This window comes from Burkholderia sp. TSV86 (assembly GCF_001522865.1).
Lineage (GTDB): Bacteria > Pseudomonadota > Gammaproteobacteria > Burkholderiales > Burkholderiaceae > Burkholderia.
In genome coordinates this window covers 56,433-79,606 of sequence record NZ_LOWB01000133.1, presented here as the reverse complement: position 1 = coordinate 79,606, position 23,174 = coordinate 56,433, and the positions used below count along the sequence as shown (strand labels likewise).

Annotated in this window: 20 protein-coding genes, 2 tRNA genes and 2 pseudogenes; 17 read left to right on the top strand and 7 right to left on the bottom strand. The window is 62.5% G+C overall.

All coding sequences use genetic code 11. The features are described from left to right. Nucleotides 1-90 precede the first annotated feature (90 nt). The 11 genes from WS68_RS25070 (at nt 91) to WS68_RS25020 (ending at nt 11,076) form a co-directional block, all read left to right on the top strand. Nucleotides 91-444, top strand: coding sequence for a RidA family protein (locus tag WS68_RS25070; RefSeq protein ID WP_059573404.1), 354 nt, complete (start codon nt 91-93; stop codon nt 442-444). A 54-nt stretch (nt 445-498) separates the two neighbouring features. Beyond that, nucleotides 499-2,736, top strand: a complete 2,238-nt coding sequence (locus WS68_RS25065; RefSeq protein WP_059573434.1) for a RelA/SpoT family protein — start codon at nt 499-501, stop codon at nt 2,734-2,736. 117 nt (nt 2,737-2,853) lie between these two features. Then, a tRNA-Val gene (locus WS68_RS25060) sits at nt 2,854-2,930 on the top strand. A 222-nt stretch (nt 2,931-3,152) separates the two neighbouring features. Next, complete coding sequence (thrS, locus tag WS68_RS25055) at nt 3,153-5,060, top strand: threonine--tRNA ligase (protein ID WP_059573403.1); 1,908 nt, start codon at nt 3,153-3,155, stop codon at nt 5,058-5,060. A 49-nt stretch (nt 5,061-5,109) separates the two neighbouring features. Beyond that, nucleotides 5,110-5,634: a translation initiation factor IF-3 gene (infC, locus tag WS68_RS25050; protein ID WP_082710295.1), complete on the top strand. Its 525-nt coding sequence runs from the start codon at nt 5,110-5,112 to the stop codon at nt 5,632-5,634. Between the two features lie 190 nt (nt 5,635-5,824). Further along, a complete protein-coding gene (gene rpmI / locus WS68_RS25045) occupies nt 5,825-6,022 on the top strand; it encodes a 50S ribosomal protein L35 (protein WP_004191477.1) in 198 nt (65 codons plus the stop codon). Between the two features lie 30 nt (nt 6,023-6,052). Further along, nucleotides 6,053-6,412, top strand: a complete 360-nt coding sequence (gene rplT, locus WS68_RS25040; RefSeq protein ID WP_004192938.1) for a 50S ribosomal protein L20 — start codon at nt 6,053-6,055, stop codon at nt 6,410-6,412. A gap of 161 nt (nt 6,413-6,573) precedes the next feature. Then, complete coding sequence (gene pheS, locus WS68_RS25035; protein ID WP_059573402.1) at nt 6,574-7,587, top strand: phenylalanine--tRNA ligase subunit alpha; 1,014 nt, start codon at nt 6,574-6,576, stop codon at nt 7,585-7,587. A gap of 100 nt (nt 7,588-7,687) precedes the next feature. Continuing rightward, a complete protein-coding gene (gene pheT / locus WS68_RS25030) occupies nt 7,688-10,120 on the top strand; it encodes a phenylalanine--tRNA ligase subunit beta (protein WP_059573401.1) in 2,433 nt (810 codons plus the stop codon). Between the two features lie 72 nt (nt 10,121-10,192). Further along, nucleotides 10,193-10,597: an integration host factor subunit alpha gene (locus WS68_RS25025; RefSeq protein ID WP_059518563.1), complete on the top strand. Its 405-nt coding sequence runs from the start codon at nt 10,193-10,195 to the stop codon at nt 10,595-10,597. A gap of 59 nt (nt 10,598-10,656) precedes the next feature. Continuing rightward, on the top strand, nt 10,657-11,076 hold the full coding sequence (locus WS68_RS25020) for a MerR family transcriptional regulator (protein WP_059573400.1): 420 nt from the start codon (nt 10,657-10,659) through the stop codon (nt 11,074-11,076). A 47-nt stretch (nt 11,077-11,123) separates the two neighbouring features. Here WS68_RS25020 and WS68_RS29455 read toward each other — a convergent pair whose 3' ends face one another. Beyond that, on the bottom strand, nt 11,124-11,303 hold the full coding sequence (locus WS68_RS29455; RefSeq protein WP_059573399.1) for a hypothetical protein: 180 nt from the start codon (nt 11,301-11,303) through the stop codon (nt 11,124-11,126). 54 nt (nt 11,304-11,357) lie between these two features. Then, nucleotides 11,358-11,872, bottom strand: a pseudogene (locus WS68_RS29675) (hypothetical protein); the annotation flags it as partial. 819 nt (nt 11,873-12,691) lie between these two features. Here WS68_RS29675 and WS68_RS24995 point away from each other — a divergent pair. From WS68_RS24995 to bamC, 3 genes are all read left to right on the top strand, one after another. Then, complete coding sequence (locus WS68_RS24995; protein WP_059573395.1) at nt 12,692-14,677, top strand: HAD-IIIC family phosphatase; 1,986 nt, start codon at nt 12,692-12,694, stop codon at nt 14,675-14,677. Between the two features lie 68 nt (nt 14,678-14,745). Continuing rightward, nucleotides 14,746-14,822, top strand: a tRNA-Pro gene (locus tag WS68_RS24990). A gap of 467 nt (nt 14,823-15,289) precedes the next feature. Next, nucleotides 15,290-16,492 carry an outer membrane protein assembly factor BamC gene (gene bamC, locus WS68_RS24980; protein ID WP_059573393.1) on the top strand — a complete coding sequence of 401 codons (1,203 nt, stop codon included), beginning with the start codon at nt 15,290-15,292 and terminating at the stop codon, nt 16,490-16,492. 511 nt (nt 16,493-17,003) lie between these two features. Here the strand turns inward: bamC and WS68_RS24975 are convergent. The 3 genes from WS68_RS24975 to WS68_RS24965 form a co-directional block, all read right to left on the bottom strand. Further along, nucleotides 17,004-17,261 (bottom strand): hypothetical protein, encoded by a 258-nt coding sequence (locus WS68_RS24975; RefSeq protein WP_059573392.1) that lies wholly within the window; start codon nt 17,259-17,261, stop codon nt 17,004-17,006. Nucleotides 17,262-17,409: 148 nt separating this feature from the next. Continuing rightward, nucleotides 17,410-17,655 carry a hypothetical protein gene (locus WS68_RS24970; protein WP_059573391.1) on the bottom strand — a complete coding sequence of 82 codons (246 nt, stop codon included), beginning with the start codon at nt 17,653-17,655 and terminating at the stop codon, nt 17,410-17,412. Between the two features lie 253 nt (nt 17,656-17,908). Continuing rightward, nucleotides 17,909-18,631 carry a YdcF family protein gene (locus WS68_RS24965; RefSeq protein WP_059573390.1) on the bottom strand — a complete coding sequence of 241 codons (723 nt, stop codon included), beginning with the start codon at nt 18,629-18,631 and terminating at the stop codon, nt 17,909-17,911. Between the two features lie 203 nt (nt 18,632-18,834). On the opposite strand from WS68_RS24965, the gene WS68_RS24960 reads away from it, so the two are divergent. Beyond that, nucleotides 18,835-19,152, top strand: coding sequence for a hypothetical protein (locus WS68_RS24960; RefSeq protein ID WP_059518535.1), 318 nt, complete (start codon nt 18,835-18,837; stop codon nt 19,150-19,152). Nucleotides 19,153-19,311: 159 nt separating this feature from the next. Here the strand turns inward: WS68_RS24960 and WS68_RS24955 are convergent, their stop codons facing one another. Both WS68_RS24955 and WS68_RS24950 read right to left on the bottom strand, forming a co-directional pair. Then, nucleotides 19,312-19,560, bottom strand: a complete 249-nt coding sequence (locus tag WS68_RS24955) for a hypothetical protein (protein ID WP_059573389.1) — start codon at nt 19,558-19,560, stop codon at nt 19,312-19,314. Nucleotides 19,561-19,758: 198 nt separating this feature from the next. Continuing rightward, a pseudogene (locus WS68_RS24950) lies at nt 19,759-20,154 on the bottom strand (transposase); the annotation flags it as partial. Between the two features lie 421 nt (nt 20,155-20,575). Between WS68_RS24950 and WS68_RS24945 the strand changes: the two are divergent. Together WS68_RS24945 and scpB are read left to right on the top strand one after the other, a co-directional pair. Further along, complete coding sequence (locus WS68_RS24945) at nt 20,576-21,478, top strand: LysR family transcriptional regulator (RefSeq protein WP_059573388.1); 903 nt, start codon at nt 20,576-20,578, stop codon at nt 21,476-21,478. A gap of 304 nt (nt 21,479-21,782) precedes the next feature. Further along, complete coding sequence (gene scpB / locus WS68_RS24940; RefSeq protein ID WP_059573387.1) at nt 21,783-23,117, top strand: SMC-Scp complex subunit ScpB; 1,335 nt, start codon at nt 21,783-21,785, stop codon at nt 23,115-23,117. Nucleotides 23,118-23,174 lie beyond the last annotated feature (57 nt).

Sequence of the window (23,174 nt, the reverse complement as noted above, 5' to 3'; positions counted from 1 at the left end):
CGGTTCGGCGCGATGCGGCCGCAAGCGTGCGCGGCTCATCCGGATGTGGGTCGCGCCGTGTTTCGATCAACTTTCCAACCGGGATTTCTCATGGCAGTCATTCGTCACCACGTCGGCCCCCGCCTTTCCGAAATTGCTATCCATAACGGCACGGTCTATCTCGCGGGCCAGATCGCCGAGGACACCGCCCAGGACATCAAGGGCCAGACGCGCGAAGTGCTCGGCCACATCGATCGCCTGCTCGCAGAGGCGGGCAGCGACAAGTCGCATCTGCTGTCGGTGCAGATTTTCATCTCCGACATGGCGAATTTTCCAGGCATGAATGAAGTGTGGGACGCATGGGTTGTGCCGGGCGCGACGCCGCCGCGCGCAACTGTCGAGGCGAAGCTTGCCGATCCGGCCTGCCTCGTCGAGGTCGTGATCGTCGCCGCGCAACGGAGCTAAAGCGTAAGCCGCGTGGTTGTGCAACACGACGTACCGATGAAGCAGGGCACGACAATGACAGCCGAATCGGCTTCTGCCGCCGTTGCGGCGCCGTCGTTCGACGACGCGCTCGCATTCGTGCGCGAGCACGCGGGCGATGCGCGGCTGTCGTCGGGCGAGCTGCTCGTCGAGCATGCGGCGGGCACGGCGTCGATCATGCAGCGGTTGAACGTCGATCCGCCCGCGGTGAGCGCGGCCGCGCTCTTCGCGCTGACGCCGCATTTGAGCGATCCCGATACGCAGATCGCCGCGCATTTCGGCGACGAGGTCGTGCAACTCGTCAACGACGTGCGCAAGCTGCTGCGTCTGGGTACCGTGAGTCTGCGCGCCGCGCAGAACGCGGCGGCCGATGCCGGCCGCGACGCGCAGGCGCAGCGGCGCGCGCAGATCGAGGCGCTGCGCAAGATGCTGCTCGCGTTCGCGCAGGACATTCGCGTCGTGCTGATCCGGCTCGCGTCGCGGTTGCAGTCGATGCGCTACTACGCCGCCGCGAAGATCGCGCCGCCGCCTGATTTGGCGCGCGAGACGCTCGAAATCTATGCGCCGCTCGCGAACCGGCTCGGTATCTGGCAGCTCAAGTGGGAGCTGGAGGATCTCGCGTTTCGCTTCGAGGACCCCGTTACCTATAAACGCATCGCGAAGCTGCTCGACGAGAAGCGCGTCGAGCGCGAGGCATACGTCGCAGAAGCAATCGGGCGTCTCGAGCGCGAATTGGCCGCCGCGCAGATCCAGGCCGACGTGAGCGGCCGGCCCAAGCATATCTACAGCATCTGGCGCAAGATGCGCGGCAAGGAACTCGATTTCTCCGAGCTTTACGACGTGCGAGCGTTTCGCGTGATCGTGCCGGACATCAAGGATTGCTACACGGTGCTCGGCATCGTCCATCACCTGTGGCAGCCGGTGCCGAAGGAGTTCGACGATTACATCTCGCGGCCCAAGCCGAACGGTTATAAATCGCTGCACACGGTCGTCATCGGCGACGACGGCCGCGCATTCGAAGTGCAGATCCGCACGCAGGAGATGCATAACTTCGCCGAATACGGCGTCGCCGCGCACTGGCGCTATAAGGAAGCGGGCGCGCGCGGTTACGGCGGTCAGTTCGAGGCGAGTGACAAATACGACGAGAAGATCGCATGGCTGCGCCAACTGCTCGCGTGGAAGGACGACGTCGCGGAAAGCGGCGGTGACGCGAGCGGCCGCGACGCGTGGGCGCAGCTGCGCGAGGCGTCGCTTGCCGACGATCACATCTACGTGCTGACGCCGCAGGCGCGCGTGATTGCGCTGCCGCAGGGCGCGACGCCGGTCGACTTCGCGTATCACCTGCACAGCGAGCTTGGCCACCGCTGCCGCGGCGCGCACGTCGACGGGGCGATGGTGCCGCTCAACACGCCGCTTGCGAACGGCCAGACGGTCGAGATCGTCACGGTGAAAGAGGGCGGCCCGTCGCGTGACTGGCTCAATCCGCAGCTTGGTTATCTGCACAGCGCGCGGGCGCGCCAGAAGGTGCGCGCGTGGTTCAACCTGATCGACCAGCAAGAGAATGTTGCGCGCGGCCGCGCGCTTGTCGAGAAGACGCTGCAGCGTGAAGGCAAGACGTCGGTGAATCTCGAGCAGCTTGCGGCGAAGCTTGGTTTCAAGTCGTCCGACGAACTGTTCTCGGCAGTCGGCAAGGAAGAGTTCAGCCTGCGCAACGTCGAGCAGGCGCTTTCCGATGCGCCGCAACCGGAGCCCGAGCCCGAAGCGCCCGAGAATTTCGAGAAGCGCAGTAGCGGCGCGAGCGTCACGCAAGGCGCGTCGGCGGGCGTGCTCGTCGTCGGCGTCGACGCGCTTCTCACGCAGCTTGCGCGCTGCTGCCGCCCCGCACCGCCGGACGCGATCAGCGGTTTCGTCACGCGCGGCAAGGGAATGTCGATTCACCGCAGCGATTGCGCGATGTTCCGGCGGATGGCCGAACGCGCGCCCGAGCGCGTGCTGCAGACGACTTGGTCCGCCGACGTGCTGGGCGGGCGCGGCGTGTCGGTCTATCCGGTCGACCTGATGATCGAGGCAACCGACCGGCAGGGATTGTTGCGCGACATCTCCGAAGTGTTTGCGCGCGAGAAGATGAACGTGACCGGCGTGAAGACGCAGAGCCGCCGGAACACCGCGTTCATGCAATTTACGGTCGAGGTGTCGAGTGCGTCGCAGGTGCAGCGCGCGTGCACGTTGCTCGGTGAGGTGGCGGGCGTCGTGCGGGCGGTGCGCAAGGCATGAGCGCCGGGGGCGGCTGGCGGACGGATGGCGATGGCAATGGGGTGCGAATTTTTCTAAGTGGAATGGACGAAAGCTCTTGCCAAGGCTAAAAAAACTCCATATAATTTCAGCTTCTTCAGGCTCGTAGCTCAGTTGGTTAGAGCACCACCTTGACATGGTGGGGGTCGTTGGTTCGAATCCAATCGAGCCTACCAATGACACATCGCAAAAGGCGAATACGGTTATGACACCGCGAACGTTGACCGAAACCCATTCGGAGCGACGCTAGTCGAGGAACGTTTTCGCCTTGTGGTTTTGAAGTATCGGAATGCGGCCCCTCGAAAGCGGGGCCGCATTTTTTTTGCCGCGCGTTCGGGGCGTTTCCTCGTGCGCGGCTCAATCCGCCGCTCACTGTCGGCATCACGGAGATTGCCAATATGGTTTCGATACGCCTGCCCGACGGCTCGATTCGCCAGTACGAGCATCCGGTGACGGTCGCCGAAGTCGCGGCGTCGATCGGTCCCGGCCTCGCGAAGGCTGCGCTCGGCGGCAAGCTGGACGGCGAACTCGTCGATATGTCCGCGCTGATCGATCGCGACGCATCGCTTGCGATCGTCACGGATAAGGATGCGGACGGTCTCGACATCATCCGTCACTCGACGGCGCACCTGCTCGCCTATGCGGTCAAGGAACTGTATCCGGAAGCCCAGGTAACGATCGGCCCCGTGATCGACAACGGTTTCTATTATGACTTCTCGTACAGCCGGCCTTTCACGCCGGAGGATCTCGAGAAGATCGAAAAGCGGATGCAGGAACTCGCGAAGAAGGACGAGCCGGTCACGCGCCGCGTCGTGTCGCGCGACGAGGCCGCTGCGTACTTCCGGGGCATCGGTGAGAAGTACAAGGCCGAGATCATCGAATCGATTCCGTCGAGCGACGAGATCAAGCTGTATTCGCACGGCGGCTTCACCGATCTGTGCCGCGGCCCTCACGTGCCGTCGACCGGCAAGTTGAAGGTCTTCAAGCTGATGAAGGTGGCGGGCGCGTACTGGCGCGGCGATTCGAGGAACGAGCAGTTGCAGCGGATCTACGGCACCGCGTGGACGAAGAAGGAAGACCAGGATGCGTACCTGCACATGCTCGAAGAGGCGGAAAAGCGCGATCACCGCAAGCTCGGCAAGCAGCTCGATCTGTTCCATATTCAGGAAGAGTCGCCTGGCATGGTGTTCTGGCATCCGAAGGGATGGACGCTGTGGCAGCAGGTCGAACAGTATATGCGCCGCCGGCTGAATGACGCGGGCTATCTCGAGATCAAGACGCCGATGATCATGGACCGCTCGCTGTGGGAGGCGTCGGGCCATTGGCAGAACTATCGCGACAACATGTTTACGACGGAGTCGGAGAAGCGCGATTACGCGATCAAGCCGATGAACTGTCCGGGGCACGTGCAGGTGTTCAAGCACGGGTTGCGCTCGTACCGCGACCTGCCGTTGCGTTACGCGGAGTTCGGCTCGTGCCATCGCAACGAGGCGTCGGGCGCGTTGCACGGGCTGATGCGCGTGCGCGGCTTCGTGCAGGACGATGCGCACATCTTTTGCACGGAAGACCAGATCAACGCCGAGGCGATCGCGTTCAACAAGCTCGCGATGAGCGTCTACGATGATTTCGGCTTCGAGCGCATCGACATCAAGCTGTCGCTGCGTCCGGAGCAGCGAATGGGCTCGGACGAGACTTGGGATCACGCGGAAGAGGGCCTGCGCAACGCGCTGAAGGCCTGCGGCCTCGAATGGGAGGAACTGCCGGGCGAGGGGGCGTTCTACGGCCCGAAGATCGAGTACCACATCAAGGACGCGCTTGGCCGTTCGTGGCAATGCGGCACGCTGCAACTCGACATGCTGCTGCCGGAGCGGCTCGGCGCGGAGTACGTCGCCGAGGACAATAGCCGCCGCCGGCCGGTGATGCTGCATCGGGCGATTGTCGGATCGATGGAGCGTTTTCTCGGTATTTTGATTGAGCACCATGCTGGTGCAATGCCGATTTGGCTTGCCCCGGTGCAGGCGGTTGTGCTGAATATCGCTGAAAGTCAGGCCGAATATGCGCAATCTGTTGCTCAAACATTGCAAAAACAAGGGGTTAGAGCGTCGGTTGATTTGCGCAACGAGAAAATTAGCTATAAAATACGCGAGCACACGCTCGAAAAAGTTCCCTACCTGCTCGTCGTAGGCGATAAGGAGCGTGAAGCGCAAACGGTAGCCGTGCGTGCCCGTGGCGGCGTCGATCTGGGGGTTCTCCCGGTCGAGGCCTTTGTTGAGCGCCTGCGTGGAGAAATCCAGGCGTTCAAGTAACCGCCCTGGCAGCGCGGCTCGTTTTTTTAATTTTTAGAGGAAACGTAACATCGCTACTGATAAGTCGTCGCATCGCATCAACGGTGAAATTACTGCGCCGGAAGTGCGTCTGGTCGGAATCGAGAACGAACCGCTCGGTATCGTAAAGCTCGCCGATGCTTTCCGTAAATCGGAAGAACTGGATGTTGACCTGGTGGAAATCGCGCCGCAGGCGGTTCCGCCGGTTTGCCGCTTGATGGATTACGGCAAGTTCAAGTACCAGGAAGCCAAGAAGCAGCATGAGGCGAAGCTGAAGCAGAAGGTCATCCAGGTCAAGGAAGTCAAGTTCCGCCCGGGTACCGATGACGGTGATTACAACGTCAAGCTTCGCAACCTCGTGCGCTTCCTCGAGGAAGGCGACAAGACGAAGATCACGTTGCGTTTCCGCGGCCGCGAAATGGCTCACCAGGAAATCGGCATGCGCATGCTCGAGCGTTTGCGTACCGATCTCGAGGAAGTGGGCCAGGTCGAGCAGATGCCGAAGATGGAAGGGCGTCAGATGATCATGGTGCTCTCGCCGAAGAAGAAGAAGTAACCGGCCTGCGCGCGACATGCGCGCGGCTTTGCAGTGGTTCGGCGTGTCGCCCGGTCAGGGCGGCGCGCCCGAAACGGCGGCGGCTGCTTGCGGCGCGCCGTACACAAGTGGACTGGGTTTCGAAGGGCGGGTCAGGGGCGAAAAGCCAACCGCACACCCATCTCCATCAAATAAACTGGAGTTGTTCGTCATGCCTAAGATGAAGACCAAGAAGAGCGCTGCAAAGCGCTTCGTGGTGCGTCCGGGCGGCACCGTCAAGCGCGGTCAAGCCTTCAAGCGCCACATCCTGACCAAGAAAACCACGAAGAACAAGCGCCATCTGCGCGGCGCCACGGCCGTTCATGATTCCGATCTGAACTCCGTCCGCGCGATGCTTCCGTTCGCGTAACCCCTCAACCGATACTCACAGGAGAGAAACATGCCTCGAGTCAAACGTGGGGTAACCGCACGGGCCCGCCACAAGAAGATCATCAACCTGGCCAAGGGTTATCGCGGCCGCCGCAACAATGTCTACCGCATCGCCAAGCAGGCGGTGATGCGTGCGGGTCAATATGCGTACCGTGATCGCCGCAACAAGAAGCGTGTGTTCCGCGCACTGTGGATCACGCGTATCAATGCGGCCGTGCGTCAGCACGACATGACCTACAGCGTGTTCATCAATGGCCTGAAGAAGGCGTCGATCGAACTCGACCGCAAGGTGCTGGCCGACATGGCGGTGTTCGACAAGGCTGCTTTTGCCGCGATCGTCAAGCAGGTGAAAGCCGCCGTTGCAGCCTAATTGCGAGATTAGTACTGCGTGGTCAGTTGCAGCGATGCTCCGGTAATCTCGGCCGCTGCAGCGAAAACGGGGCTCTTCCGAGCCCCTTTTTTGTTGGGTCGGGCGCTTTCGTGTCGTCGCGAATGCGCGCTGAACCCTTGACGTGGGAAGTGAAGGGACCAATGGATCTGGATCAGATTGTCGCCGATGCGAAGCAGTCGTTCGAAGGGGCTGCCGATATCACCACGCTCGAGAACGAAAAGGCGCGCTTCCTCGGTAAGTCGGGCGTGTTGACCGAGCGGCTGAAGAACCTCGGCAAGCTCGATCCCGACACGCGCAAGACGGAAGGCGCGCGAATCAATGTCGCGAAGCAGCAGGTTGAGGCTGCGCTCAACGCGCGCCGCCAAGCGCTCGCCGACGCGCTGTTGAATCAGCGTCTTGCCACCGAGGCGATCGACGTCACGCTGCCCGGCCGCGGCGCGGGCACGGGCAGCCTGCATCCGGTGATGCGCACCTGGGAGCGCGTCGAGCAGATTTTTCGCTCGATCGGCTTCGACGTGGCCGACGGCCCCGAGATCGAAACCGATTGGTATAACTTTACTGCGCTGAACAGCCCGGAGAACCACCCGGCGCGTTCGATGCAGGATACGTTTTATATCGACGGCAAGGATGACGACGGCCGTCCGCTGCTGTTGCGTACCCATACGAGCCCAATGCAGGTCCGCTACGCGCGGATGAACCGGCCGCCGATCAAGGTGATCGCGCCGGGCCGCACATATCGCGTCGACAGCGACGCGACGCACTCGCCGATGTTCAACCAAGTCGAAGGGCTGTGGATCGACGAGAACGTCAGCTTCGCGGATCTAAAAGGCGTCTACACCGATTTTCTGAAGAAATTCTTCGAGCGCGACGATATTCTCGTGCGCTTTCGCCCGTCGTACTTCCCATTTACCGAGCCGTCGGCCGAGATCGACATGATGTTCGAGCACGGCAAGAATGCGGGCAAATGGCTTGAGATCTCCGGTTCGGGGCAGGTGCATCCGACCGTGATCCGCAACATGGGCTTCGATCCCGAGCGCTATATCGGTTTTGCGTTCGGCAGCGGCCTCGAGCGGCTGACGATGCTGCGCTACGGTGTGCAGGATCTGCGTCTATTCTTCGAGAACGATCTGCGTTTCCTGCGGCAGTTCGCCTGACCGGCGCGACCGCCTCGCTCCGTGCCCGGCAGGCCACGCCGAATGCCGCGCCAGATGCCGCGCCGGGCCTCGATCCAACCTGTTTCGAACGTGGACTTTCATGCAACTCCCTGAATCCTGGCTGAGAACCTTTGTCGATCCGCAACTGACGACGGACGAACTGTCGCATGCGCTGACGATGGCGGGGCTTGAGGTCGAATCGCAGCGCCGCGCGGCGCCGCCGACCGAGAAAATCGTCGTCGGCCGCGTGCTCGAGGTGGTCAAGCACCCGGATGCCGACAAGCTCAACGTCTGTCAGGTCGATGCGGGCACCGGCGCGACGCTGCAGATCGTCTGCGGCGCGCCGAATGTCGCGCCCGGCATCAAGGTGCCGGTCGCGCTGGTCGGCGCGAAGCTGCCGCCCGCTGAAGACGGCGGCGCGCCGTTCGCGATCAAGCTGTCGAAGCTGCGCGGCGTCGAAAGCCAGGGGATGCTGTGCTCGGCGCGCGAACTCAAGCTCTCCGAGGATCACGGCGGCCTCATGATCCTGCCGGAAGACACGCCGATCGGCCAGGACATCCGCGATGCGCTGAATCTCGACGACACGATCTTCGAAATCAAGCTGACGCCGAACAAGGCGGATTGCCTGTCGGTGTTCGGCATCGCGCGCGAGACGGCCGCGATCACCGGCGCGCCGCTCACGGCGCTCGAGATTCGTCCGGCTCCGGTGGCGCTTGCCGAGACGCTGCCCGTCACGATTTCCGCCTCCGATCTGTGCGGCCGCTTCTCCGGCCGCGTGATCCGCGGCGTGAACGCGCGCGCGAAAACGCCGCAATGGATGGTCGAGCGTCTTGAGCGCTCGGGGCAGCGCAGCGTGTCCGCGCTCGTCGACATTTCGAACTACGTGATGTTCGAGCTTGGCCGCCCGTCGCATGTGTTCGATCTCGACAAGATTCACGGCAGCATCGACGTGCGCTGGGGCAAGCGCGGCGAGTCGCTGAAGCTCTTGAACGGCAATACGGTCGAACTCGACGAGGCGGTCGGTGTGATTGCCGACGAGCGGCAGGTCGAGAGCCTCGCGGGCATCATGGGCGGCGACAGCACGGCCGTCACGCTCGACACGACCAACATCTATGTCGAAGCCGCGTTCTGGTGGCCGGACAGCATCCGGGGCCGCGCGCGCAAGTACAACTTCTCGACCGACGCCGCGCACCGCTTCGAGCGCGGCGTCGATTACTCGACGACCGCCGAGCATCTCGAGCGGATCACGCAGTTGATTCTCGACATTTGCGGCGGCGAGGCGGGCCCGGTCGACGACCAGGTTGTCAACGTGCCGCAGCGCGCGCCGGTGTCGATGCGCGTGTCGCGCGCGAACAAGATCATCGGCGTCGAGATCGGTGCCGATGAAGTCGCGCAGATTTTCACGCGTCTTGGGCTCGCGTTCGAGCGCGACGGCGACGTGTTTCGCGTGAGCCCGCCGCCGCACCGCTTCGACATTGAGATCGAGGAGGATCTGATCGAGGAGGTCGCGCGCATTCATGGTTTCGAGAATATTCCCGCGCGGCCGCCCATCGCGAAAAACGAGATGCGTGCGACCGACGAGACGCGCCGCTCGATTCACGCGCTTCGCCACGCGCTTGCCGCGCGCGATTACGCGGAAACCGTCAATTTCAGCTTCGTCGATGACGAATGGGAGCGCGATTTCGCCGGCAACGCTAATCCCGTGCGGCTGCTGAATCCGATCGCGAGCCAGCTTTCGGTGATGCGCTCGACACTGTTCGGCAGCCTCGTCGGCGTGCTGCGCCATAACCTGAACCGCCGCGCGGATCGCGTGCGTGTATTCGAGGCGGGGCGCGTGTTCGCCGTGGAGCCGGCCGCGCAGGCGGGCGAGCTGGCGCTCGCCGGTTATGCGCAGCCCAAGCGCATCGGCGCGCTCGCTTACGGCCCGGTGCTCGACGAGCAATGGGGCGCGGCAACGCGTCAGGTGGATTTCTTCGACGTGAAGGGCGATCTCGAGGCGCTGCTCGCACCGGCCATCGCGCGCTTCGTGAAGGCCGAGCATCCGGCGCTGCATCCGGGGCGCAGTGCGCGGATCGAACTTGATGGCCGGGCGGTCGGTTGGATCGGCGAGCTGCATCCGCGCTTGATGCAGAAGTACGAGCTGCCGCATCCGCCGGTGATGTTCGAGATCGACGCCGATGCGCTCGTGCCGCGGGCGCTGCCGGCGCTGTCCGAAGTCTCGAAATTTCCGCCGGTGCGGCGCGATATCGCGGTTGTCGTCGACCAACAGGTCGAGGTGCAAGCGCTTTTCGACGAGATCGGCAAAGCGCTTGCGGATGATGCGTGCAAGTTTGTCCAGAAGGTTGCGCTCTTCGACGAATTTCGTGCAAAATCAAATACTTCTGGTGGGTTGTCCGCCCACGAGAAAAGCCTTGCGTTTCGCGTGACGCTCCAGGACGCGGCCGGAACCTTGCAGGACGAGACGGTTGATCAGGCGATCCAGACCCTCGTGGACCGCATGGCTCGAGCTTATGGCGCGCGTTTGCGCGGATAGTGCGCAGGAAGTGGCGTGTGGCCGCTTCCCGCCTATGTTTTATCCCAGTTTGACGCGCTGGTTTTGCAGAATATGAACGACATGAACTCGAGTGAATTCGAAGCCCTTCTGACGGCGCAACGCAGCGCCATGACCCGCGACGTGCCTGCGTCGTCGGCGCCGGGCGATACGCCCACGCTGACGAAGGCCGAGCTGGCCGAACTGCTGTTCGACAGCGTCGGCCTCAACAAGCGCGAAGCGAAGGACATGGTCGAGGCGTTTTTCGAGGTGATCCGCGATGCGCTTGAAAACGGCGAAAGCGTGAAGTTGTCGGGCTTCGGTAATTTTCAGCTCCGCGACAAGCCGCAGCGGCCGGGACGCAATCCGAAGACGGGCGAAGCGATTCCGATCGCCGCACGCCGCGTCGTGACCTTTCATGCGAGCCAGAAGCTGAAGGCGCTCGTCGAAAACGGCGCCGAGTCGAATCTCGTGCGCTGAAACCGGCGCTTCGCCCACGCGCGACGCGCCCGCGCGCCCTTACCGACGGTTAACTGACGATGACGTCGACGGTTGAGAAAGTCGTGTTGCCACCGATTCCCGCGAAGCGCTATTTCACGATCGGGGAAGTGAGCGAATTGTGCGGCGTCAAGCCGCATGTGCTTCGGTATTGGGAGCAGGAGTTTACGCAGTTGCGTCCGGTGAAGCGGCGCGGAAATCGCCGCTATTATCAGCATCACGAGGTATTGCTGATTCGGCGGATTCGCGAACTGCTGTACGAACAAGGGTTCACGATCAACGGGGCGCGCAACCGCCTCGACACCGTCGGCAGCGGGCGTGGCGCGAGCGATTCGGCTGCGGCGGGGGCGCAGCCGGAGTCGCCGGTGCGCCATGCGCCGGCGGCGGGTGAAACGGTTGATGTCGCGCAGTTGCGCAATGCGCTGCTCGACGTGATCGAAAGTCTGAAGCGCGGCGGCTGATTCAATCGACCCGATCCGTCCCTGGCACGATTGACCGGCCGCCAGGGTTACGGCGCGATCGGGACTTTCCTGCCCAGGTCGACGAGCAGCGCGCCGTCTGCCGCCATCTGCACCGAACCCGGTGGAACTTGATCGCGATAGCCGTAAAGATCAAAGCTCACGCGCGCTTGCGTCGAGTTTCGGATCAGCGCGTGCGCATTCAGTTCGAGCACGTTGAGCATTTTCATATCGCCGTTTTCGAACTACATATAGCTTGCCGGCAGCGGGGCGGGCGGGTTGTCGAGGCGGCTCGTCAACGAGAACGGCACCCAGCCGTTGCGCTGCATTTCGCTCTGCAGATGGATGACGCCGTCGCCTGCCGACACGTGCAGCTTACGCAGCGGCGTGTCGCGGTAGCCGAAGATGCAGCCGCTGAACCGCGCGGTGAGTTTGGTGCCATCGAGCGTGACGGCGCCGCGATGCATGTCAATCTCGAAGCTGGTCGGATCGTCGAGCCTGACCGGCGCGCTGGTCTGCGTCGGTACGAGCGTTGCCGACAATCGATGCACATAGAAGCCGATGTCGCCGACGATACGCAAATCGATGTCGCGCACGAACGTCAGCGCTTCGCTTTGGCGGAGTCGCGTAACGTCAGCGGGCGCGGCTGGGTGAGCTTGATGGACGCGAGCGGCGGCACGGTGCGGGCGATTTGCTGCTCGCGCGCCAGGCGATCGGCTTTCGCGCGCTCGAGCGTGGTGGCGGTTTGGGCGCCGTTGCCGGCGCTCGTCGCGGATGGCGGCATCCGGCGCTAAAACAATGCGAGTGCGGCCGCTGCTGCCGCGCAAGAACGTAGAATCCGTGCGAAACCGAAACGGCGTTGCGCAGCATGCGCGGCGGATGCGCGGTGCGAAAGACGTGCGTGCGCTCGACGCGCTGGACCGATGCGCGCATGGTTGCTGTCTCCCTGTATTTATCGTGGCGGCCGTCGCGCGGGTGCGCGCATCGGCCGTCCGGTGCGGCAAGTGTGAAATGATGGGGTAGAGGAGCAGCACCAAACGTTGGGGGGGCGTCGTATTGCATTACGCAAAGGACGCACCGCGGCGGAGCATGCCGGAACTCTGTCTAAGCAGCTTAAACACGCGGTCGATGCGGTGCGCATCGTCGTGCGTTTAGCGGGCGGGGCTATCGCAGCTCGACTCGCGCGTATGACTTGGGCATGCGGCTCGGCGCGCGCCATCGTCCGGTGCTTCACACGTCGTTTTGCAAGCATGCCTCTCCCGCACGCACGCTTTAACATCATGACTATCCGCCCCGGCACTCGATGCCGATTCATTTTCTCTACCATCTAAAGAGTAGACGCCGCTTTTTCTTAATGATCGCGTTTTGCTTCTCTTTCATTTTTCTTGTAATTGATAAATGGATTTTTGAAATCCCACGTCGAATGCGATATCGGTAGCGTATGACGCGGGACGGGGCCGTGGTTGGATGCCGGCGAGTCAGGATGCGAGCGGGAGAGTGGGATACGCCGCTGCCGGCCGTGTTGTACGTATCGCGGAAACCTTATAATCTCTCCCCGGTGAGTGGCGGCACCTCTCGTAGCAGTTTCATTGAAACGTAACAAGAGCGAGGATGCAGCATGGCCCGCATTACCGAATCCGAAGTGCTCAGCGCTTACCGCGCTATTCTGAAGCGCGATCCCGAAAGCAGGGAAGTGATCGATTATTGGACGGGCAGCCGCTTTCCGTTGGAACGGCTGCTCGAGCATCTCGTGAACTCAGCGGAATTCGCGATGAGCTTTACGCCGATGCCTGTCACCGCCGTTTCCGACTACAGGCGGCATAACAACCGTTTCTACACGATACCGCAGGATTTGCGCCGCACCGATTCCAAGCTCGGCCGCGTTCTGCTGCAGGGTTCGTGTCTGATGGAGGCGTGGATACCGGCGCTGCGCAAGCATGGCATCGAGACGCCGATCGACCTCGTGTTGTTCTCCTCCGACATGCCGGACACGCTGCCTCATCCGTTCGACGCCTACTCGTTCCATATCGCGCAGATTCCGCTGCGCGGCGTCCTGTTGGAGGGAAGCTACGCGGAATGGCTGCGCGCGCCCTATGCAGACGAGCAGGCAACCGACAGGCTGCTCAACGAGGCCTACGAGATCATCGATTTCTGGATCGAGCGCATTCTGCGCTGGGCGCGCGAAATTCCGACGTTCGTCGTCAATTACATGACGCCGCAGTACAACGTGAACGGCCGGCACTTCCACCGCTCGGATGCGACGAGCAATCTTTATCTGATGGAACAGATCAACCGCCATATCGAGCGCCGGGTGTTCGAGCATCCGAATCTGTACTTGATGGATATGAATCATCTCGCGTCCATTTACGGGCGCCGTTTCATTCAGGACGACAGCCTCTGGCATTACGCGCACGGCGGCTTCATCGGCGACCATGATTTCACGCTGGATCAGGACCGCATCGTCAGGGTGCCTGCGCCTTCGGCCCACTATTCACACCAGGTGGGCGAATTCATTTGTGGGCTGTGGTTCGAGGCGGAGGCGATGTATCGCAGTCTCCGGTCGATCGACAGCGTCAAGATGGTCTGTGTCGACCTCGACGATACCCTCTGGCGCGGTGTGTTGGCAGAGGCCGACAATCCCGATTATCAAAGCGCAGTCGAAGGATGGCCGCTTGGTATCGCGGAGGCGTTGCTGTCGCTGCGAAGGCGCGGCGTGATTCTCGCGCTCGTCAGCAAGAACGATCTCGACCGCATCAAGGCGATCTGGCCGCGCGTCTTCCAGCGCCGGCTGCTTCTGGAGGATTTCGCGATCCTGAAAGTCTCGTGGAACAACAAGGTGCAGAGCATCAACGAGGCCATGCAAGAAGCGAATTTGTTGCCGCGAAACGTGATCTTCGTCGACGACAATCCGCGCGAGCGCGAAACCGTCGAGGAGGCGATTCCCGATCTTCGCGTGGTGCATGCGTCGCACTACTACTGGAAGCGCATCCTGATGTGGAGCGCCGAAACGCAGGGCGTGACGATTACCGCCGAATCCGCGCGGCGCACGGAGATGATCAAATCGCAAATTCAGCGCGAGACGGAGCGCAAGACGCTGTCGCGCGAGGAATTTCTGGCAAGGCTGAATCTGAAGGCCGCATTCGGCCGAATCGCGGGGCAGAGCGATCCGCGTTTTCCGCGAACGCTCGAGTTGTTGAACAAGACCAACCAGTTCAATACGACCGGACGCCGCTGGAGCGCGCAGGAACTCGACGACATCTGCCACAGCGGGCTGGTGCTCGTCGGCGAGGTGGCCGACCGGCATGCCGAATATGGTCTCGTGGTGATCGGCATCGCATCCGCGCAGCGCATCGAGCAAGTGGTGATGAGTTGCCGCGTGGTCGGCCTGGACGTGGAAATCGCGATGGTCTCTTTGCTGACCGAAGCCTTGTTGCGGGACAATGCCGCCGCCGTTGCGGTTTCGAAGCATACCGATGCGAATCTGTTGTCGCGCGATCTGTTCGAGAAGTGCGGTTGGTCGGTTGACGGCGACTTGTGGCGCACGACTCGGGCGGTTCCACTGCCCGCGCATGTCGAGGTTGCGTATCCGGGAGCGATTGCGTAATTCATGTCGCGGCAATTGCGCTTCAACTGTTCTCTTGAGAGAAAGTGTCTGTTATACTTTAACGCTTTCGGGGCGTAGCGCAGCCTGGTAGCGTACCTGCATGGGGTGCAGGTGGTCGGAGGTTCAAATCCTCTCGCCCCGACCAGAACAAAACCCGCACAGCGTAAGGCTGTGCGGGTTTTTTACTGGATGCTTGATTTTTGAGCAAAACGAAAACCATATTGGAAACTTTCTCATATCGGCCTGAGCGCCATGCAGATTTGCGCGCAGACAGGTGACGATCGACGTTCGCGCGCAGCGCCTCACGCGCTTGGCGAAGGTACGCTTCGATCATCAGCGTATCGGCGTCTTTTTTGTCGCAGCTCATCAGGTTTCTCCGACGGCAACGAAATGCCGGCCGGGGATAGGGGGGCGCATTTTCGGCTTTTTCACGGCAATCTGGCGGCATGGATTCATCTGCCCGTTTCTTGCGAGCCTCATATCGGCGCTTCAACACCGTTCGTGACGATACCGATGTTTGCTTTTTGCACGGTCTTGCGCCGGACCGGTAAAATGGAAAGTTGACTCACGGAAAAGTCGCCGTGAGTGACCTAGCGGAAGGATTCCCTGAACATGACTGATCTTCGTCTTACCACGCGGTTTGCGGTATTGCTCGCGACTGGCGCGTTCGTCGCCGGTTGCAGTTCGCCGTCGCCTACGAAAATCGACTATAAGAGCGACTCGAAATCGAAGGAGGTGTCGCTCGCGGTGCCGCCCAATATGCTGGACGAGACGCCTGATCAGCGTTCGCTGCCGCCGCAGGGGGGCGCAACTTCGCTTTCGAGCCTGCAGCAAGTCCAGCAGGCCGCGCCCGCGACCGATACGGTCGTGCCTGCCGTACCTGGGATGCACATTCAACGTGACGGCACCGAAAGCTGGCTCGTGATCGACGACAAGACGCCGGCCCAAATCTGGCCGCAGGTTCGCCGGTTCTGGCAAGAGCAGGGTTTTCTGCTCGTGGTCGAGCAGCGCGACAAGGGCGTGATGGAAACGGACTGGAACGAAACGCACCCGCAGATCAACGACGGTCTGATTCGCGGCGTGATTTCGAAGGCGATGGGCAATTCCTATGTGACGGCGGAGCGCAACAAGTACCGCACGCGTCTCGACGTCGCGCCGAACGGCGGCACTTATGTATTCGTCAGCCAGAAGGGGATGCGCGAGGCGCTTACCGGGCCGGGCAATGATTCGAGCAAATGGGAGCCGAAGCCTAATGATCCCGGCCTCGAAACCGAATACCTGAAGCGCCTGATGGCGGTACTTGCGCAAAACGATGCGCGCGTGAAGGCCGGCGGCGTGCCGATCGTCGACGATGCAGCACCGAGCAATTCAAAATCCGCGAGCGACAAGAGCAAGGCAGCTGCTGCGGCGATTGCTGCGCAGAATGTTGCGAGCGTGTCGGCGTCGCGCAGCCCGGGCGAACCGGCGGCGGATGTGCCGTCAGAGTTGACGCTTCCCGAGTCGTATGACCGCTCGTGGCTACGTATCGGTATCGCGCTCGATCGTGCGAATTTCACGGTCGACGACCGCGATCGGGCGAAGGGGCTGTACTACGTTCGTTACGTCGATCCGAAGGATTTCAGCGCCGAGGAGCAGGGCTTCTGGAATCAGCTTTTCCATGGCAAGAAGGAAAAGAAGGCGAAGCAATATCTCGTGAACGTGAAGGCGCTTGCCGAAGATCAAACCCGTGTCGCGATTGTCGACGACAAGGGTGCGGTCGATACGTCGGCGCCTGCGCGGCAGATCATGTCGCTTCTGGTCAGTCAGATGCGTTGACGCCTGCATCGCGCGGCATTCGCCGCATCAAGCACCACCAAGCCCGCCTTTTGGCGGGCTTTTTTTTCGCCGACGGGCGGCGGGCGTCGCGCATTCGACGCTTCCGGCCGTGTGTCGGCCAGTGGCGGCGTTACGTAACGTCACCCCCGTAACGGATAGGCCGAAATCATACTTTCAGCAGGCCGTGGATAATTAATCTTTTTAAATCAAATATTTAAAAAGTATTTCCAGATTGGCACGAAAACTGCTCCCTATTTCCGGGAGTAATCAGGGAGGGTTTCGAATACAGCGAGGTTCAGCCTCGAATACCCCCTGCCTGATGGGATATCGACGCATCGGGCGGCTGCCGGCAATTGGCGCGCTGCCCAGTCTGAACGACGATCCGCGTTTGCGCGGATCTCGGTGGCCCCGTCGCCTATCCTCGTAGGGCGACGGTTTTGCCCGCGCTTCGTATGAAGCGCGGGCTATTTTTTTTGCTGCGCTGGCCGATGGAGGGGGAACACGCCGGCATTCAGTGCGAGGCGTTCGGGACGTCGAGAATCAGAATGATGGTCCAGTCGGCGTCGCCGTCATGGTGATATTGCCGTTCCGCGACGATGAACGGGTGCTGCTTGCCTTGCGGGCCAAGGAAAAGCACGTCGCCCTCCATCGGCAGGCATTCGATCGGCGGCAGGGCGAGGAACGCCTCGTCGGAGCCGCGCGGCATCAATTGCTTGATTTTGCGGGTTGCGGCGTCAGTCCATTCGATGTCCAGTTGGATGTTGCTCATTCAGTCCTCCGCACCGGGGTGCGCACGGGTGGAAAAGTTCGGTGCGCGACTTTAGCACAACGCGCGGCGCGCTCATCGGGGCACACGAATGAAAAAGCCGAATCCGGCAACCCGGATTCGGCCTTGTGTGCAGCGAGATGCGCCGGACTTACTGGGCTTTCTTCGCGGCCTTGTGGTGCCCCTTCTTGCCATGATGCTTGTGCTCATGGGCCGGCTGCGCCTCGGCTGCCGACTGCTGCGCGGCTTGCTGTTGTTGCAGCGCTTGCGCGCGCTGCTCGATTTCAGCGATTTTTGCCGGATCGGTGATCGTCTTGATTTCGGTGCTTTCTTGAGCGTATGCCGCGCCAGCCAGAGCCGACATCGAAACCAGGATAGCCATGGTCATTTTCTTCATTGCTTACCTCCGCTAAGTGGTGATGGACCCGAGTGTTGCCGATTTGTCTGGCGTCTGCAATCGAGTGAGCCGAGTTTATCAAAAGTGACGGATCAGTGCATTCGATTGCATCGCGGCGATCGGCCGCGTGGATCGGGCGCAACAGTCGTTCGCCCCGCCATGCCGCCGCCATACGCTTGTCCAGAAAGGCGCCGGAGACGGGGCGGTTCGCCGGGGCAGGATATTTGGGGTGTGAAAGACAGCCGAGCACTGATCAAAACCAGCCAAGTTGACGATACACGTAAAATTGCGCGATGCCGAGAATTTCGTGCAGTGCCTGCTCCGCATTGGCAAGATTGTCGAAACGCGGCAGCCACCCGAGCTGCGCGTCGCGCCGGTTCGAGTAGACGGGCTGCGGCGCGATGCCGAAATGGTCGAAGTCCAGAAGCGCGCGCCGCATCTGGTATGACGTCGTAACAAGGATCAGCGCGTCGTAATGTTGAGCGCGTAATATGGAAGCGGTGAAGCGCGCGTTTTCGTATGTGGTGTGGCTGCGCGCTTCGCGAACCAGATCGCCGTTTGCCACGCCGCGTGCGAGCAGATAGGGCGCGTATGTAGCGGCTTCGCTGACGCCGGGCCGCTGCGGGTCGCCTCCCGATACGATCACGGTGCAGTGCGAGGCCGTTCGTATGCATGCCGAATAGAGTTCGGCCGTTTTCGCGATGCGGGCGAGGGCGTCGCGCGTCGGGACGGCAGCGCCGTTGCGCTGCTCGATGCCTGCGCCTAGCATCACGATCGTGGTGTTGCCTGTCATCGTCGGATGCTCGACTGGCCGCACGCCCAATTCAGCGAGTGCGACAAGCGGCGCCGCGAGCCATCCGGATGCGATGAGCCAGAAGAGCGTGGCGATCGCAATGGCGATGGCGCGCGCGCCACGGCGCTTGCGGTAGAGCACGAAAGTCGCAAAGAGCAGGACAAATGAATTGAACAGAATCAATTTGATTGGGGTAAGGTAGCTTTTCGGGAATGGAGAATGATCCGCCCCTGTTTCGTAAGAACAAAATGGCCGGGCGCGGGTCGGAAGAGAGTGGGGAGGGACAATCAGGGGTCCCTCATGAGCTGCGTGGTGGCGTCGGTGGGCGGAGATCTCGGCCGGCGAGGCCGCTTTGCAATGTCGCTGCCCTTTAAGAAAGAATCGAGATGGCCACGTATTCCAACGAAGCTGTGCTCGACGCGCTCAGGCGTGTCCAGTACCGTCAAGTTCCGTGGGCGAGGCGTCCGGGCGTGTTCGAATACCTGCGTTCGCTGGGTTTGATGGATACGGTTCGGCAGAAGACTGTCGCGCCCGCGCCCGGCTTTCACGCGCCTGTCGACATCGCAGTGCTGACTGACAATGGCCGTGCTGAATTCGCGCGGCTTGAGCGGGACGAGAAGCGCGCCGATTGGGAGGATCGCAAGATGGCGGACTACGCGCTCAGCGAGGCAAGCGCGGTATCGATCCTGGAGAGTCGTCTGTAGCACAGATTGCATTGGGTTGGCCCAAAAAAAAGCCCGTATCGCGAGGATACGGGCGGTACCGGGTTCATTGCTGCTGCCACGCTGTGCTCATGGCAATGCTGAGACTCGGTGAGTGCCGCGCAGTTCCCGGGCCGGCCGATTTTTCCCGGTACCGGCGATTTATTGACGATTCGGATTGCGTGGCCGCTGCGCGTCGTCACGTTCGCGCGCATTGCTCGCAATATCGCCGCGCAGGTCGCCGCGCGGCGCGTTGGACTGGTTGCGATGCGCCGCTGCGTTTGCCGGTGAAAGCGCGACCTGATCCCGCCGTTCGTGCGGCTTCGACAAAGGCGGGCCGGCTTGTGCAGCAGCGGCGAGCGCCAGCGAAACGACAACGCCGCATGCCGCGAGAAATGGCAAGCGTTTCATCGTTGAAGGCTCCCTTCGAACCGATAGACGGCTCGTTCCGTGTACCAGTAAAGGTATGCGGGAGAGCGAAAGTGCGCTGTAAATATTGGTAAGTGGATGTGTCGCCCGATCGCATCGTCGGCACGGCGTGCGAAAGAGGGGCCGGCATCCCGGCGCGTTATCCGGGCGGCGCTACGGACCGCCCGGAGGCAGGGTTCACGCCATTTTGACGGGAGCGCGCCAGGATTCCGGATTGGTCCAGAATGCGCCGCGCAGGCGGTCACGGCTCGGCGGGGCGGGCGGCTTTACCGCGCTTGCGCCGATACGGCCGCGCAGCGAGATCTGGCGGCCGTTCGAGCCGAGACGCTTCACCACTTCGGCGAGCGTGCCGTCGGCCTGCCATTCGTCGAAGCGTCGACGGCAAGTCGGCGGCGACGGATAGCGGCCAGGCAGTTTCGACCAGCCTTCGCCCGTCGACAGCACCCAAAGAACGGCGTTCACGACCGAACGCGCCTCCACACGAGGGCGGCCACGGCGCTCGTTGCGCGCTGGCTCGGCGCAGAACAGCCCCTCGAGCAGTGCCCACTCGTTATCTCTCAAATCGTCGAACAGCATCATGTCCTCACCTCAGCGAAGCTATCTCCGGTGCGCCGCCCCGCGCTGCGCACTCCACACGTCGGGCACTCGTCGAACGAGTGCCGGGTGAGGGCGCCGGCTTCACGCGACGGCGGATACGGTGTGATCCGCCGCGGGAAGGCCGAACCCCCGCAGCCCTGTGCGCCTGCTTACGCAGGAAGCGTGCCATGTCAACGGCAATCGCTGCAAAGCCGCTAGACGGCGCGCCGATGGCCGCGACAACTAGGGGCGTATAAGACGCCAAAACGACCCTCGCGCAAATCAGGACAATCACCAATCTTGTGCAGCGTGGCCCGTGAGACGTGCGTTTCAGCTTGTGTTGCACCGCACCGACACACTCCGGCGTGACGGGGCGCGCATACAATTGCGCATCGATACGTCCGATTAATGAGGCAATGCTATGAATATCACGCTGCGGCAGTTGCGCGTGTTCATCGAGGTGGCGCGGCTCAAAAGCTTCAGTCGGGCAGGCGACGAGATCGGTCTCACGCAGTCGGCCGTCAGCCGCTCGGTGCGCGAGTTGGAGGGCGAGATTGGACTCAAGCTGATCGACCGCACGACGCGTGACGTGCAGCTCACCGATGTCGGCGTGAATCTGATCGCGAGCGTATCGCGCCTGCTCGGCGATCTCGACGACACATTGCGCGAAATTCGCGAGATCGGTGAACAGCGGCGCGGGCGCGTGATCGTCGCGGCAAGCCCGACGGTCGCCTGCCGGCTGATGCCGCGTGTGGTTGCCGCTTGCGAGCGGCGCTTTCCGTTCGTCGCGCTCGGCTTGCGCGACGACGTTCAGAGCGACGTGCTGCGCAAGGTCAAGTCGGGCGAAGTGGATTTCGGCGTCGTGATCGGGCCGCTCGCGACGAGCGATCTGATTGCCGAGCCGCTGATGACCGATTCGTTCTGCTTGATTGCGCGCGCCGATCATCCGCTCGCCGAGCGTGATCCCGTGCCGTGGACCGCGCTTTCCGGCGAGCGGCTCGTGTTGCTCGATTACGCATCGGGCAGCCGTCCGCTGATCGACGCGGCGCTCGCCGCGCATCGGGTCTCAGCCGGAGTCGTGCAGGAACTCGGCCATTCGGCGACGGTGTTCGGGCTCGTCGAGGCGGGCGTCGGGGTAAGCGTGCTGCCGTGGCTGTCGTTGCCGCTGCCTGCCGGCTCGTCGCTGGTCGCGCGGCCGCTTGCGCCGCGTGCGGAGCGCACCGTCGAGCTGGTGCGGCGGCGCGATCGCTCGCTGTCGCCCGCGGCGGACGCGGTCTGGGGGCTCGTGAAGGAAATGCCGGCGCGGGTCGAGGACCTCGATTGACGCCTGCGGCGGATGTTCACGGATGAAAGGCGCTTGCGCAAAGTGTCTTTTGCCGCACGCATTTTATCCGCTCTTTATCTTTACGCACCGGGCAATTTTGCGTAAGATGGCGCTCAGTCACGCGGCTCCGACGTAGGGTTCCGCGCTGTTCCGTCCGGTTCGGGTTGGGCTTGAAAGCTGTTTCGCCACCCCCGGTTCGTGCTCCCATCAATATGACCGATCAGAATCGGGCGAGCGCGTCTTCCGTTCCTTACGTCTGTTCGATTGATCCGGTTCGTTTGACCACAGGGTCTGACTTAGCTGCATGAATACCCAAGAGGCGAAAATCGTCCTCGAGACTGCTTTGATCTGCGCGCAGGAACCGCTGAAGCTCGGCGATTTGCGCAAGCTCTTCGCCGACGGCGTGTCGGCGGATACAGTCCGAACACTGCTCGAAGATCTGAAACAGGAGTGGTCCGGCCGCGGCGTGGAACTCGTTGGGTTGGCGTCGGGCTGGCGCTTCCAGAGCAAGCCGGCGATGCGCACTTATCTCGACCGGCTGCACCCGGAGAAACCGCCGAAATATTCTCGGGCGGTGCTGGAGACGCTGGCAATCATCGCGTACCGGCAGCCGGTGACCCGCGGCGATATCGAGGAAATTCGCGGTGTCACGGTCAACACGCAGGTTGTCAAGCAGTTGGAGGATCGCGGCTGGATCGAGGTGATCGGTCATCGCGACGTGCCGGGGCGTCCGGCGCTCTACGCAACGACGAAGCAGTTTCTTGACGACCTCGGCTTGGCGGCGCTCGACGATCTGCCGGCCCTCGAAGAGCCCGCCGCGCATCTGGAGGCGAGCCTGCTCGCGCAGCAGGCAATCGATTTCCCGGATGACGACGCACAGGGCGACGACGCACCGGGCGGCGCGATCGCGGAAGCCGACGAAGCGGCGGCACCGGGTGACGAGGCGCAGTCCGGTATTGTTGGTGTTGGCGGTGCGGCGGGCCGCGCCGATTCGGCCGGGCCGGCGGTGAATGCCGGTTTAGACGTATCCGGCGACGCAGCCGGGGACGCCGCCGTTGCCGACGGCAGCGGCGCGATGCCGGCCGGGCCGGCTGGGTTCGAAGATGCCGGTCGTCCCGCTTTCGGCGGTGAACCGGCTGCGTCGGTTGGAACGGCTGTGCGCGGCGGCGGGGCCGCGAATGCGCAGGCTGTTGCCGGCGATGATGCGGCGACGCATGCCGAAGATGAAGAAACGATTGCGCATGACAGCGCCTCGTCGTCGATCGAATTTGCCGGCGGTGATGCGCTTCCGCGCGCCGAATCGGCTGGCGTGCCGGCGAATGTACCCGAGCATCGGGGCGCCGCGGCGAATGAGGATGGCGCCGCGGCGGCGGATACAGCCAATCGCGAGGTGACCGCCGAGCCGGCGGTGGGCCGAGTGAAGCAGGAAGAAGACCCAGGCCAGATCGGCGGCGTCCGGAGCGACGCCGGGCCGGTCCAGGCGCACGTGCAGCAGGCGTTGGACGATTCGTCCGACAGTCTTGCCGACGCCGTGCGCAGTTCAAGCGAGGCGGCCCCCGGGCACGCGCGGCAGGACGGCGAGGCGCCGCGCATCGATGATGCGCCGGACGTCGAGGCGCCCGCGCAACACCGCGCGTGAAAACGGGCGACCAACCCTAGCCGTGCCCGTGACGGGCGCGAGACCTGACATTTTGAG